This window comes from Bacteroides luhongzhouii, from assembly GCF_009193295.2.
Classification (GTDB): domain Bacteria; phylum Bacteroidota; class Bacteroidia; order Bacteroidales; family Bacteroidaceae; genus Bacteroides; species Bacteroides luhongzhouii.
This window is the reverse complement of the sequence record NZ_CP059973.1, coordinates 577,983-592,204: the sequence shown is the minus strand read 5'-3', so window position 1 is coordinate 592,204 and position 14,222 is coordinate 577,983. Positions and strand designations below refer to the sequence as shown.

General features: G+C 39.5%; 10 protein-coding genes. 8 read left to right on the top strand and 2 right to left on the bottom strand.

The features are described 5' to 3' along the window. Window positions 1-23: 23 nt before the first annotated feature. Window positions 24-983, bottom strand: coding sequence for a phosphate acyltransferase (locus GD631_RS02200; protein ID WP_143260194.1), 960 nt, complete (start codon window positions 981-983; stop codon window positions 24-26). A 217-nt stretch (window positions 984-1,200) separates the two neighbouring features. On the opposite strand from GD631_RS02200, the gene GD631_RS02195 reads away from it, so the two are divergent. From GD631_RS02195 to GD631_RS02160, 8 genes are all read left to right on the top strand, one after another. After that, the gene (locus GD631_RS02195; RefSeq protein WP_143260195.1) at window positions 1,201-2,109 is read left to right on the top strand and encodes a S66 peptidase family protein; all 909 of its coding nucleotides are present in this window, start codon (window positions 1,201-1,203) and stop codon (window positions 2,107-2,109) included. A 71-nt stretch (window positions 2,110-2,180) separates the two neighbouring features. Further along, entirely contained in the window at window positions 2,181-3,176 is a 996-nt protein-coding gene (locus GD631_RS02190) for a M20 family metallopeptidase (protein WP_143260196.1), read from the top strand. A gap of 110 nt (window positions 3,177-3,286) precedes the next feature. Further along, window positions 3,287-3,712: a SufE family protein gene (locus GD631_RS02185; RefSeq protein WP_004316653.1), complete on the top strand. Its 426-nt coding sequence runs from the start codon at window positions 3,287-3,289 to the stop codon at window positions 3,710-3,712. Between the two features lie 255 nt (window positions 3,713-3,967). Next, the gene (locus GD631_RS02180) at window positions 3,968-7,024 is read left to right on the top strand and encodes a SusC/RagA family TonB-linked outer membrane protein (RefSeq protein ID WP_185911555.1); all 3,057 of its coding nucleotides are present in this window, start codon (window positions 3,968-3,970) and stop codon (window positions 7,022-7,024) included. A gap of 12 nt (window positions 7,025-7,036) precedes the next feature. Next, entirely contained in the window at window positions 7,037-8,428 is a 1,392-nt protein-coding gene (locus GD631_RS02175) for a RagB/SusD family nutrient uptake outer membrane protein (RefSeq protein WP_143260197.1), read from the top strand. Between the two features lie 28 nt (window positions 8,429-8,456). Further along, the gene (locus GD631_RS02170) at window positions 8,457-9,671 is read left to right on the top strand and encodes a DUF4929 family protein (protein ID WP_143260198.1); all 1,215 of its coding nucleotides are present in this window, start codon (window positions 8,457-8,459) and stop codon (window positions 9,669-9,671) included. 60 nt (window positions 9,672-9,731) lie between these two features. Further along, window positions 9,732-12,542, top strand: coding sequence for a M16 family metallopeptidase (locus tag GD631_RS02165; protein WP_223225930.1), 2,811 nt, complete (start codon window positions 9,732-9,734; stop codon window positions 12,540-12,542). Continuing rightward, a complete protein-coding gene (locus tag GD631_RS02160; protein ID WP_143260200.1) occupies window positions 12,535-13,425 on the top strand; it encodes a ChaN family lipoprotein in 891 nt (296 codons plus the stop codon). The genes GD631_RS02165 and GD631_RS02160 overlap by 8 nt, the downstream gene beginning before the upstream one ends. On the opposite strand, the gene GD631_RS02155 is transcribed toward GD631_RS02160, so the two are convergent. Continuing rightward, the gene (locus GD631_RS02155) at window positions 13,415-14,188 is read right to left on the bottom strand and encodes a CPBP family intramembrane glutamic endopeptidase (protein WP_143260201.1); all 774 of its coding nucleotides are present in this window, start codon (window positions 14,186-14,188) and stop codon (window positions 13,415-13,417) included. The two genes, GD631_RS02160 and GD631_RS02155, sit on opposite strands and share 11 nt — an antisense overlap. Between the last annotated feature and the right edge of the window lie 34 nt (window positions 14,189-14,222).

The following is a 14,222-nucleotide window of genomic DNA, read 5'->3' as shown; positions in this document are numbered from 1 at the left end:
ATGGTGAGTTTTAAGTGATGAATTTAGAATGATGAGTTCGTGACCTGATTAGCCTGTTTTCTGCACTCGCAATCTCCTGACACTTGTAAGCACGCCATCGCAATGCTATAATATTTAGACAAGCCGGAATCACTGCGCGACGGAAGTACTACAGGACAAATAGGACCTTGCAGCAATCCTGCCATTTCTGCCTTTGCAAACAGGGAGACAGATTTGTAGAATGCGTTGCCCGATTCGATGTTCGGGAATATCAATACGTCTGCCTGTCCGTTGATAGGAGATACAATCCCTTTAATATCACCACTTGCCTGTTCGCACGCAGTACGTACGTCCAGCGGACCGTCAATAGTCACATTTCCGAATTCTCCCGCTTCGGCAAGCTCTACGATATTCACATAATCTAATGAATGAGGGAACTTGGCACTCACTTTTTCTGTACAATGAATCAATGCAATACGCGGCTGATCGATGCCAAAATGACGGCAGGTACAGATAGCATACCAAATCATCTCTATACGTTGTTGTAACGTAGGCCGTGGAATGACCGCGGCATCCGAGAAGAAAAGCAGTTTATGATAAGTAGGAATTTCCATCACTGCCAGATGCGTGAGGATTTTACCTTTTGGCAACAACCCTTTTTCCTTGTCGAGTATAGCATGTAGTAAATTGTCTGTATTGATAATCCCTTTCATCAAAATATCGGCTCCCCCTTCGCGAACGATACGGACAGCCTCGCGTGCCGCCTCGTCCGAATTTTCTATATGGATGGTTTTTACATATTCAGGATATTGTTTGAGTGTGGGATACTTCTTCAGAATTGTAGAATCTCCAATCATTAGAAATTCTGCAATTCCCTCTTCCAGCGCACGAGAGATGGCATACTCTGTGTTAGGATCGTTGGCACAGACCACGGCAATTCGTTTTCTATGGTTTAGCTTTTTGAGATGGGCCGTTAGCTGGGCAAAATTTAGAATAGGTTCCATAACGTTAGATTTTTAGCAAATATCAGAAAAATGATTGAAAAAATAACGATTATAACCCGAAAAAATGCATCCATTATGTAACATTTTGCTATATTTCATTTGTTTTGGCTGTTGGATGTGCATGGAACCGTTTTTTCCTGTATTTTTGCAAATGAAAACAAATGTGTTCGGGCAGTCTGGTATTTTATCAATGAAAGTCAATTAAATAAGAATATATATGGATATTCAATTTCCTCCCTTTTTGCAGAAAGGTGATAAAGTGGTTATCGTATCACCTTCGAGTAAGATAGACCAACAATTCTTGAAAGGAGCCAAGAAACGGATTGAATCATGGGGCTTGAAAGTGGCTATGGGAAAATATGCCGGAAGTTCATCCGGGAGATATGCCGGAACAATCAGGCAACGGCTGAAAGATTTACAGGATGCGATGGACGACCCTGAGGTGAAAGCTATTCTTTGTAGTCGCGGAGGGTACGGGGCGGTACATTTGATCGATAAAATTGATTTTACGGCTTTTTATGAACATCCGAAATGGTTACTGGGTTTTAGCGATATAACAGCGTTGCACAATCTGTTTCAGAAAAATGGATATGCCTCCCTGCATTCGTTGATGGCTCGTCATCTTACGGTAGAACCGGAAGATGATCTTTGTACGAACTATCTGAAGGATATCTTATTTGGAAATATCCCTTCTTATACGTGCGAGAAGCACAAACTGAATAAGCAGGGAATTGCACAAGGCATTTTGCATGGTGGCAATATGGCGGTAGCATACGGTTTGCGGGGAACTCCTTATGATATTCCGGCAGAAGGGACGATATTGTTTATTGAAGATGTCAGCGAACGTCCGCATGCCATCGAGCGTATGATGTATAATTTGAAATTGGGAGGCGTACTTGAGAAACTGTCCGGGCTGATTATCGGGCAATTTACAGAATATGAAGAAGACTGTTCGCTGGGTAAGGAATTGTATGCAGCTTTGGCGGATTTAGTAAAAGAGTATGATTATCCGGTCTGCTTTAATTTTCCGGTAGGACACGTGACTCATAATCTTCCGCTTATAAACGGCGCAAAAGTGGAACTTGTGGTCGGAAAGAAAAATGTGGAACTGAAGTTTATATGTTAATAAACCATTCCATCTGAACGATGCTGTGATGAAAATGACTAATTTTGAGACCCCTAATAGATGAAAGGACGATGAAAAAGAAAACTATGATAGTATTAATGAGTGCCTTTTTGTTATTATCAGCATTCTCTTGCGGAGGAGGTAATAAGGCAAATAGTACGAGTGAACAAAGCGAAGAGACAGCAGTGAATATACCTCAATTTGATGCGGATAGTGCTTATTTGTATGTAAAGAATCAGGTAGATTTCGGACCTCGTGTTCCTAATACAAAAGAACATGTTGCCTGTGGTAATTATCTTGCTGGTCAGTTGGAGGCTTTCGGTGCTCAAGTGACTAATCAATATGCAGATTTGATTGCTTATGACGGAACGTTGCTGAAAGCGAGAAACATTATCGGTTCTTATAAGCCGGAAAGCAAAAAACGAATTGCTCTGTTTGCGCACTGGGATACACGTCCATGGGCTGATAACGATCCTGACGAGAAGAATCATAAAACTCCGATTTTGGGTGCCAATGATGGTGCCAGTGGTGTAGGTGCCTTGTTAGAAATAGCTCGCCTGGTCAATCAGCAACAGCCGGAACTAGGAATCGATATTATTTTGCTGGATGCAGAGGATTATGGTGCGCCGCAGTTTTATACGGGGCAGCATAAAGAGGAATTCTGGTGTCTCGGATCACAGTATTGGGCACGCAATCCTCATGTACAGGGTTATAATGCACGTTTTGGCATCCTACTCGATATGGTAGGGGGTGAAGGCAGCGTGTTTATGAAAGAGGGATATTCTGAAGAGTTTGCTCCCGATATAAATAAGAAAGTCTGGAAAGCGGCGAAGAAGATTGGCAATGGAAAGACTTTCATGGATGGCAACGGAGGATTTGTAACAGACGATCATTTGTTCATTAATCGTCTGGCACGTATTAAAACCATCGATATTATTCCATATAATCAGGAGGGTGACTTTACTCCGACATGGCATACCGTCAATGACAATATGGAGCATATAGATAAGAATACGTTGAAAGCAGTGGGCCAGACGGTATTGGAAGTGATTTATAATGAGAAATAATAGCATTGAGAAATAATATAATTAAGGTGTTGATATATTGATATGCCGGTTTTAAATACGGCATCTGTTACTCGCACATTGGTATATTGTCTAATTAAATAATTACTATAATGTCAATTAATGAACTACAAGACGAAGTGATTGCAGAATTCAGTGACTTCGATGATTGGATGGACCGTTATCAACTACTTATTGACTTGGGAAATGAGCAGGAACCACTTGAAGAAAAATATAAGACGGAACAAAATCTGATTGAGGGCTGCCAGAGCAGGGTATGGCTTCAAGCGGATGATGTAGATGGTAAAATCGTTTTTAAAGCGGAAAGTGATGCATTGATAGTAAAAGGAATTATTGCCTTATTGATTAAAGTCCTTTCAGGACATACCCCTGATGAAATCTTGAATACAGATCTTTATTTTATAGACAAGATTGGGTTGAAAGAGCATCTGTCGCCAACGCGTAGCAATGGTTTGCTGTCGATGGTCAAACAAATACGAATGTATGCATTAGCATTTAAAGCAAAAGAGGGGAAGTGAAAAAACTTCCCTTTTTTTATGATAGATATGTTGTTGAGTTGTTTGTGAAAATTTTATAAATTTACACATTCTACAGGGGATGATGTTGGTAGGATGGTGGAAGCTTTTTCTTAATTTTATTATTATTTTTATTTGAAAAATGTGATAAATGTGTCCATTTGATAAAAGATTAAAAAAATATAATAAAATTAATTTCATTTGATATTTCTATATTTTATTCATTTTTTTGTAAAAAGACGAATAAAATGCGCACTTATGAAAAAAAATGTAAAAAGAGGGGCTTTGCTCTGGTTTTGTATGGCTTTCTATATGTTAGTGCAAGCACAAGTAAGGGAAAACCGAATAACCGGGCATGTATATGATTCTCAAAATCTGCCTTTGGCTGGTGCAAACATCAAAGTGAAAAACACTCCTTATGGAACAATCTCCAATGAAAAAGGAGAATTTGTATTAACAGGTAAATGGGAGCAAGGCGTATCAATTGAGTTCTCATTCATTGGCATGCGGCGCAAAAGTGTTACTTATAAAGGGCAGACTAAGCTGGAAGTAACTTTAGCGGACGATACTAACAATATGGATGAAGTGGTTGTGACTGCTAAAGCTAATATTAATGAGATAGATATTCGTGCTCGTTCCGGTGTAGTGCAGGAAGTCGATATGCGGCGTATTAATAGCAAGCCGATGATTGACATGGGATTGGCTTTGCAAGGATCTGTGCCGGGATTGATTGTAACGAATACAGGTGAATTAGGCTCTGCACCGGAGATACGTATCAGAGGGAATTCCTCTTTACGAAGAGGAAATACAACCAACGAACCTCTTTATGTAATGGATGGTAAGGTCATAAGCTCAGAAACATTCTATAATTTAAATCCTCAAGATATTAAGGAAATCAAGGTGCTTAAAGATGCGGCTGCTTGTGCTTTATATGGCATTAAGGCTGCTAACGGTGTGCTGGAAATAACCTCCCAGCGCGGAATTAGTGGACAAACAATGGTTACTTATACATTGGACATGGGAGTCACTACTCGTGGACGCCGGGGAATTTCCATGATGAATTCTGCGGAAAAGTTGGAATTGGAACGTCGCTTGCAGAATCCGGAAACTCCTGGATATCGATATAGTGCAGATTATTATAATAAATATCACGCGGATGATCCGAATCTGCCGCAATTGATAGCGACCGGACAACAAAAATTGGATGAACTGAAAAATGTAAATACAGACTGGTTTCATGAACTTATTCGGAACAGCCTCTATCAAAAGCATAACGTTAGTATTCGTGGAGGAAGTGAACAGACGACTTATTATGTTTCTGCTAACTATACTAAACAGGGAGGACGTCTACCAGGTAACGATAAACAACGTATGAGCTTGCGTATGAACATGGATCAGAAGTTGGGACACATCGGTTATGCATTATTAAGTGTGAATGGCGGTTATGCTAAAACAAATACTCCGAATGGTACAACTTCAGATCCCACTCAACTGGTGTATGAATTGAATCCTTATGAGACAAAAAACAGTGGAGAATTGGTATCCTATCCGGGACGTACCTATAAAGATCTGATGAATCAGTACAGTCAGGAGGATGCAGCAAAAACAGCCGGGATTAGTGGCAGTTTAATTTTGAATCCATTACCCGGACTGGATGTTGCAGCAGTGGCCGGTCTGGACTTTTTGTTGGATGAGACAGAACAATTTACCCCTTCTACTGCTTATTCGGAAATGACAGAGGGGGTTCCGGAGATTAAACGGGGGATTTATTCAAAATCGAAGAATACCACAACTAATGTTTCTACCAATGTTCGTGTAACATATAATAATGTATACGCAGGGAAACATAATGTGACGTTAGGGGCTAATATGGATTATTATCTGACTCAATTGGATAATGTCTCTATTACCGGTTATGGAGTTGGAACTATAAAATCGGCAGCTGCTATCAATCAATCTATTCAAGGAATGCGCCAGCCTGAAGTGGGAGCGTTGAAAGATAAAAATGCGCAATTAGGATTTGGGGCTGTTGCCGGGTATACTTTTGATAATATTTATGACTTTTATGCTACTTATAAAACGGATGCCTCTTCTATTTTGCCTTCCGATAAACGTTGGAACAGTGCTTGGGCTGTGGGGATTGGTTGGACACCCAGTTATTATGAATTCTTGTCAGATAATCCTGTTCTGACTCGCTTGAATCTGAAAGCCTCCTATGGATATACTGCTAATCTGAACGGTGTTTCAGTTTCGTCTACGGTAGCTACTTTCGCTTATTCCACTAACCGCTACGAAGACCAGCGCCCGCTTGATTTAATGGGACTTTATAATAAAGATTTGAAACCGGAACAGACTAAATCTATTGATGCAGGGATCAGTATAGGTCTGTTTGACCGTATTACGTTGGAGGCAAGTTGGTACAACCGGCGTACAGAACAGGCGTTGCTGGATGTTCCGATTCCTTCTTCTACCGGATATACAACATTGAAACGTAATATAGGAATACTTGAGAATAAGGGTATTGAATTGGGGCTGAATGTAAAGGTGCTGGATACAAATGACTGGCTGCTTAGTTTGCGGGGGAATATGGCTTATAATCGTAACAAGGTTATTGATCTTTATTATGCTGATAGAATATATACTTCTGAAGAAGCATTGATTCCTGATTATGAAATAGGTAAATCTTATGATATGATTTATGGTCCTTCTTCTTTGGGTATCAATCCTTTGACAGGTTATCCTATTTTTTTGGTAAAGGATAATCAGGAGAAGCCGGCAAGTGAAGCATTGACGGCGGATGACGTAGTGGCATTGGGGCATTCCACCCCTCCGTATAGCGGAAGTTTCGGGTTGTCTCTTTCTTATAAATCATTCGATTTGGACATGGATTTCTATTATGTACGTGGCGGTATTCATCAGTTCAACTATTCGTATGTGCGTGATAAAGATAACTCAAATAAAAATGCCGTTGCCGGACAGACTGATAAAATGTGGTTTAAACCGGGGGATGAGGGGAAAGTTTATCCGACTCCTTTTTACACGTCTTCTACTGCGGAGGAGAATTTGAGCCAATATCCGAACTCGTTGACAGTGGGTAAGAGTGATTATTTGAAGCTGTCTATGGTTTCTCTCCGGTATCGGGTGCCACCCCATTTCTTAAGAAAGACATTGCCGTTTGTGAAATATGCGACATTGGCTTTCCAAGGTTCCAATTTGTTTACGTGGACTTCATATAAGGAGTCGGACCCGGAAAGTGGCACTTTGGCGGGAAGTATGCAGCCTATTTATACATTTAATATGAGTCTGACTTTTTAACGATTAATGATTATGATAAAGAATTTTATTTATATATTTATAGCCATATCAGGAATTGTATCGGGAATGTCGTCTTGCTCACTTGACATTCCTCCTGCCGACCAGTATTCGGATCCTGATGCTATTACCGATGTTGCCACAGCGCGTTCTCTTTTGGCATCTGCTTATTTGCTTTATCCGCATTATGAATATGAACTTTCTATCTTGGGTGATGACTTTTGTCAGACATCTGCCACAGGAAAGGATATGAGCCAGAAAAATCTTTATTTGTGGCAGGATAATTCTATAACTTCTCTGGCAGAAAATATTTGGCTGGAATATTATAATACGATTGCTTCTTGTAATACTTTGCTTGAGCGGGTGAATAATATTGTATTGGAAAATGCTTCGGAGGAGGGAAAAAAAGCAGCTATAATAAGTGAATGTAAAGCGTTGAAAGCTCTTTGCTATTTCAATTTACTAAGGTTGTTTGCACCGGCTTATGACAAAAATCCTCAAGCTGACGGTATTGTTTTGAAAGAACATCTGGGGCTTGAATATCCAAAGCGTTCTTCTATCGAAACCTGTGTGTCGGCTATCCGTACCTTATTGACAGAAGCGGTGGTTTCAGAGAATGCTCCGGCAAACAATGGTTGGTTGTCTCAAACGGCTGTATATTATTTACTTGCTGAACTGGAATTATATGCGGGGCAGTATGGACAAGCTGCGATTTATGCGGAGAAGGTATTGGAGCAGGCAACGGATGACATGTTTACCGTTTCGGGATATAAGCGCTTGTGGGAAACTGCCTCTTGTAAGGAACGTATCTTCGGATTTTATACAGCAAAAAGTTTTTATGCTGACATACAGTTTGATGCGACAAATGGAGACTATTTCGCATTGAATCCTCAAATTGTGTATGGAGAAGGAGATATACGGGAAACATATAATGTGTACCCTTTTGAAATGGAAGGAGAGCAAAGGGACTTATTAGGCAAATACAATAAAGTAAATAAAGAGTCGGAAAGTATACAATATATCAATGTGATGCGTTATGCTGGTGCCTATTTCATAGCAGCTGAAGCTTATAGTAAGACATCAGGTAAGGAGAGGCTGGCAATTCAGAAACTGAATGAATATCTGGAAGCTTGTCAGGCTACCACTCTTGATGAAGGATTGACAGGGGATGCACTGCTACAAGCTGTTCATCTGGAGAAAATGAAAGAATTTGCAGGTGAAGGCATTTTGTATTTTGATTTGAAACGTTTACATTCGGGAAGCTTGTCCCGGTTATCAAAATGGGGAAAGAGTGAAGAGGCGAAAGTAGAGAACAGCGATTATCGTTGGTGTTTTCCTATTCCCCGTTCTGAATATAAATATAATGAGAATATTACTCAAAATGAGGGATGGCCTCTGAACAGATAATTTTTCTATCTTAAAAACAAAGAAGATTATGAAATACAAATATTATTCTTTATTCATATTTTTGCTTGGGCTGTCTTGGATGGTTACAGCTTGTAGCAATGATATTGACTATACTTATAAAGGACGCAATTATATACAGATCAGTACTTCTGATGACCCGGCACTTTCGGAGAACGATGATCGTGCTATTTCTGTCGATGTGCTTTTAGCTACTGCCGTAGAAAAAGATGTTACGATTAATTTTGAATTATCAGATAATACAGATGATATTTTGCGCTTGGAGGGCGGAACAGTTCAAATGAAAGCAGGCGAAAAAACGGCAAGTTTTAAAGTACTTTCCAATCGTCAGAGTTTATTGAATAGGCAAAGGACGATTACCTTGAAAGTAAAGGATTATACAGATGAACGTATGCAGCCGTGGAATGATTTGAGGCTGACAGTAAGGCCAAACCCGACTTTACCCGAATTAACGGAGCAGCAGATAGAATTAATCCATGGATATATGGAGAAATACGGGCTTAATCTTAATCGTTTTATGGGTGAGGTAAGTTGTCGTGTAGAAGTGACTTTTCCAACAGATGAGATTGGAATATTCAGTGATACTGAAACTCGTTCTTTTATGGGAAAAACGATAATAACATTGAGCGAAAATGCTACTGCAGACCGGCCAATACTTAAAATGATTGATAATCCAATGGGTATAACTTCTTTTTTGTGGGAAATATACAGAAAGGAAACTGTGGAGAGTGAATTCTGGATTTATGAAGGAAGTAGGTATATTTCTATGTTGGAAGCGGTTGACTTTGATGTTAATAAGGAAATATTTAGTGTTGTTTTAGATGATTTGGAATTATTGCCGGAGGAAAAAGCTTTCTCGTTTGTCAGACCGGTATTAGATATTTGGGAGGACGAAGTTGAAACAGTACCTTTTGAATATTCTTTTACCGCTTGGAACCGTTGGAAGCAAATGGCTGACGAAGGTGGTACGATTGTGGTTCAAGAAGGTGGTAATATGGTGGAAACGAGTGTCAGTGATTTGATAAAAGAAGGAATAACCTTGAATCCGATTAACTGTCTGGTGTCTGCGTATATTGATGAGGACTATTGGGAGAATGACCCCTCTGACTGGATTGAACCGAAAGGTATGTATGATGAGAAAACTTTTAGTTTCCAGTTTCCTTGGGATCATGTCAATTCGTTGGGGTATACCCAGATCCGCGTAACTTATACATTAAACGAATAAATATAATATATAAAACAACCATTCATGTTTAAACAGACAAGATCTAAATTTATTTTATTCATGGTAGTTCTATTAGGAGGAACGACCATGAATATGCTTGCACGACAACAAGTTTTTCATTCGGAGAAAAAGGTGAATTTACCACCTAATACAGTTGAAGGAACTTTGGCTAACGGCCTGCATTATTTAATTCTTTCTAATGAGGCGCCGGTTCATACAACCGAGTTCCGGTTAGTGATGCGTATTGGTTCCGTACAAGAGTCGGAAAAGCAAAAAGGAGCTGCCCATTTTCTGGAGCATATGTCGTTTGCCGGTAGTAAGCATTTTCCCGGCAGAGGAATGGTCGATTATCTGGAGACTTTGGGTATGAAATTCGGTCGTGATATAAATGCGGTAACCGGATATGATCGCACAATATTTATGTTGACAGTACCAATGGATAAAACAGACGATAAAGTTAGTGGTAAGACTTTGTTAATCCTGAAAGACTGGCTAAGTGGAATCACTTTTGATGAAGAGCGGACGAAGAAAGAACGGGGAGTTATCTTGGAAGAATTACGTGGATATGACTTGGGAGATGACTTCTATGCATTAAAGATTGGTAAAAACCATTTTACGGAGCGTATGCCGTTGGGAAGTTCCGAAGATATTCGCAATATTGATCGTAAAACATTAATCGAGTTTTATCAGCAATGGTATTCTCCACAGATGGCTACTGTAGTTGTGGTTGGTAATATAGATCCTGTATCTATTGAAAAGCAAATCAAGGAAATGTTTTCGTCCATTCCGCGTAAGGAAATCAAGGGGTATCATACTTATCCGCTGACCTATGATCCGGGAGTCGCATTATATGAGATTGGGGATAATCTGGAACGTAGTTCGGAGCTGGAGCTGATGATTCCTCACCTTTGTGTGGTTGGAAACACGATTGAAAGTATTTACCAAAAGGAACTGGGTGCTTTATTGATACGTGCGATCAGTAATCGGTTGAAACATCGGAATATCCGGTGTAATGTTTCTGACGCATGGTTTCTTTCTGACAAGAATCATTTTGTTTTTGCCTTTTCCGGAGCAGATAAGGATAATCTTTTGCAACAGGTTAGCGAACTGTCTAATGAAATGGAGTCTATCAGGAAAAATGGCTTTAAGCAAGAAGAAATGGAAGATGCCATTAATGAGCATGTCAAGCATTTGAAGGTTGATAACTCGATTCAGTTATCTTCTAAATGGTGTGATGATTTTGTTGATTATGTTATATCCGGTGATCGTTATATTCAGTCTGACAGTGAAATGGAACAGTTGGCCGGTAAGATACGTGCGACTGAAAGTGCCGCTTTGCAACAGCTGTTGTCTGAATGGCTCTCATATAAAGAACAAGCATTATTGATAGCCTATCGTAATAATGCCGGAAAACAAAATTCATTGCAGAAAGAAGAAGTTGTTCAGGCATGGGATAAAGGAGCCAAGAGCCCGTTTAAGGATTTTGAGTATGTGCAAAAAGATAGAGGAGAGGAAAATGTAGTGACACCTGTTTGTCTGGCAGAAAGTCATCCTTTCAGGGCTTCGGATATAGTTGGTGAGAAAAACTACCCGGATCTTAATGTGACGGAAGTAACTTTGAAGAATGGTTTACGTGTTTTTCTTCGTCCGACAAATGATGAAAATCAATCGATTTTTGTGACAGCTTTTGGAAGAGGGGGAACAGCGGACTTGTCCGATGCAGATTATCCTCTTTATGAGGGAACCGGAGGTTATATGGAAATGGGAGGAGTGGCCTGTGTGCCTTACGATACATTGTCTTCTTTTATGCAACAGGAAGAAATATCAATGAATATTGCCATCAGTAATTATTGGCATGATATTATGGGTATGTCACCTGCTGATAAAGCAAAAGAGCTTTTTAATTTAATGTACGAGAAAATGTATCGTCCGGAACTTTGCTACGAAGATTTTGAGGAGATACGTAAAGATGAAATAGAGCGTTTCGGTAAAGAAACGGTGCTTGAGCAAATGATGAAACGTGCCTCTGACCGTATGTTGACGAATCGTCTGGATTCATTGATGGGAAATACCGTATCTCGTCCACCCCTGACAAAAAAAGATTTGGAGAAACTTGATTTGGATCAAATTGCAAACTATTATCGTTCATTATATAGTAATCCGTCCCAGATGACGTTCGTAGTGACCGGGAAGTTTGATACGGACAGTATTAAACAACTGTTAGCTTCTACATTCGGACGCATACCGGAAGCAAACACGATAGCTTATATCAATAAGCCGTTTAAACTTCCCGGGAAAACTTATATAGAAGAGTTTCCGAATGATAACGATACCCAGACTATATTTGATTATGTTTTTTACGGGAATTACCAACCTTCCTTGAAAAATAGTCTTATACTGAAATTGATGCGCGATATATTGCAAAACCGATTGTTGAGCGTTTTACGTGAGGGGGAAAATATTGTTTATTCTCCATACGCTTCATTATTTTACAATGGGTTGCCACAACAGGTTTTCTATTTCGATTTATCGGCTTCTGTTGATTTTAAGAACACAGAGAAAGTGGAAAATCTTATCAAGCAGATAATTAAAGAGCTTCGTACGAATAAAGTAGATGAAGATGAATTGGAGGCTTTGAAGAAGTCTTTTCTGGTTACTAAGCGAAAAGTGCTTTCTGATGAGGCTTCTGCCGAATGGCGCACCAATCTTGTGAATTTATTGAAAAATGGTGAATCTGTTGCTGATTTTGAGCAGTATGAACGGTGTCTCAATAGTATTTCTACGGTGGATATTCAGAGGGCGTTCAGAAATTTAATGAATCCGGATAAATTTGTATTGTTATATATAGGAAAACATCAAAAATATGAATAAGTTATTTTTTTCAAGAATTTGTGGTATATTACTTCTATGTTTTGTAGGAGGAGTGACCGTTTTTGCTCAGAAGGGGTATAAAAAAGCATATACATTGTTTGATGCCGATGGTAAGGAAATAGGCTATGACGAGCTTATTGAAGCGTTGGTACAGCCGGATGTCGTGTTTATTGGTGAGATTCATAATTGTTGTATCACTCATTGGCTGGAGTATGAAATAACCCGTTCGCTATATGCTATTCACAAAGATAAGTTAATGATGGGAGCTGAAATGTTTGAATCAGACAACCAATTGATTTTGGATGAATACATGCGTCGGCTCATTTCTTATGACAGATTTGAAACGGAAGCTCGTTTGTGGGATAATTATAGTACAGATTATTCTCCATTTGTCTTTTTTGCAAAAGAGAAGAAGATTCCGTTTATCGCAACTAATGTACCTCGGCGTTATGCGAATGTTGTAAAGAATAATGGCTTACAGTATTTGGATTCATTATCTGATGAAGCAAAACGGTATTTACCGCCGCTTCCTGTGCAATTTACTTATAAAGAAGAGGACGGAGGAGCTTTTGCATTAATGCAGATGATGGGTAAAAGTAAAGGTAACCAAGAATATCTGGCACAGGCCCAAGCTATCAAAGATGCGACAATGGGATGGTTTATAGCCCGTAATATAAAAAATAAATTCCTGCATTTTAATGGAAATTATCATTCAGATTTTAAAGAAGGAATCATTCCTTATTTGCTTCAATATCGTCCGGGTACAACAATTAAAACAGTTTGTGCGGTCCGCCAGGAAAGTATAGACCAACTTGACGAAGAGAATAAAGGAAGAGCAGATTTTTATATTTGTGTTCCTGAAGATATGACTTCTACTTATTAGCAGTCATGCGTTGCATATATAGAATAACTCCTGCCAGTATGAAAATCGCACAGAAAAAGATAATTAAATAGGGGGTGCCGTTTATCAAATCATCCATGTTTTCTGTTTCGGGATATTGGATACTAAGATATATTGCTAAGGAGTTATTCAGTATATGCATGAGTATGCAAGGTATCAGGCTACCGGTTTTATAGTATGTCCATGCCAGTAGGATACCAATCAGAAATGCGGGAAGTATCTGGGCCGGATTAATGTGAAAGACACCGAATAGAAGCGCTGAAATGAGGATAGCTTTTGTCGGGGTGTATTGTTGCAGCAAAGCTTTGGTTATGGATCCGCGAAACAAGATTTCTTCAAGTATAGGACCGATGATAGCTATTGCGAGAATACCGCCCCAACCGGATTGGAGAATGTCGAAAGATTGCTCCATGATGTTGGGTATCCAGTCTAGCAGTCCCATAAGTGCAGATACCAGAAAGCCAGCGGTGAGAATAGCTAGACCGCTACAAATTAGGTATGGCGCTGATACGAGTGACCATGTTGTCTTTTGTGTACTGATATAGCCGGCTTTCCATAGATAAATACCCATCATAATCTGACCGGCTAATTGGGCCGGAATCATGATCATTTGCGTCAGAGCAACCTTGTCTAAATTTCCTGTGGAGACTAATAAATAGATCGTACAGGGAATCATAATCAGGATAGGGGCGACAATCTGTGCAATGAGAAGGTCAATTAATATCAGTTTGATAGCCGTTTTCATTGGTCTTTATTTAGTTGTAAAGAAACTATAGATA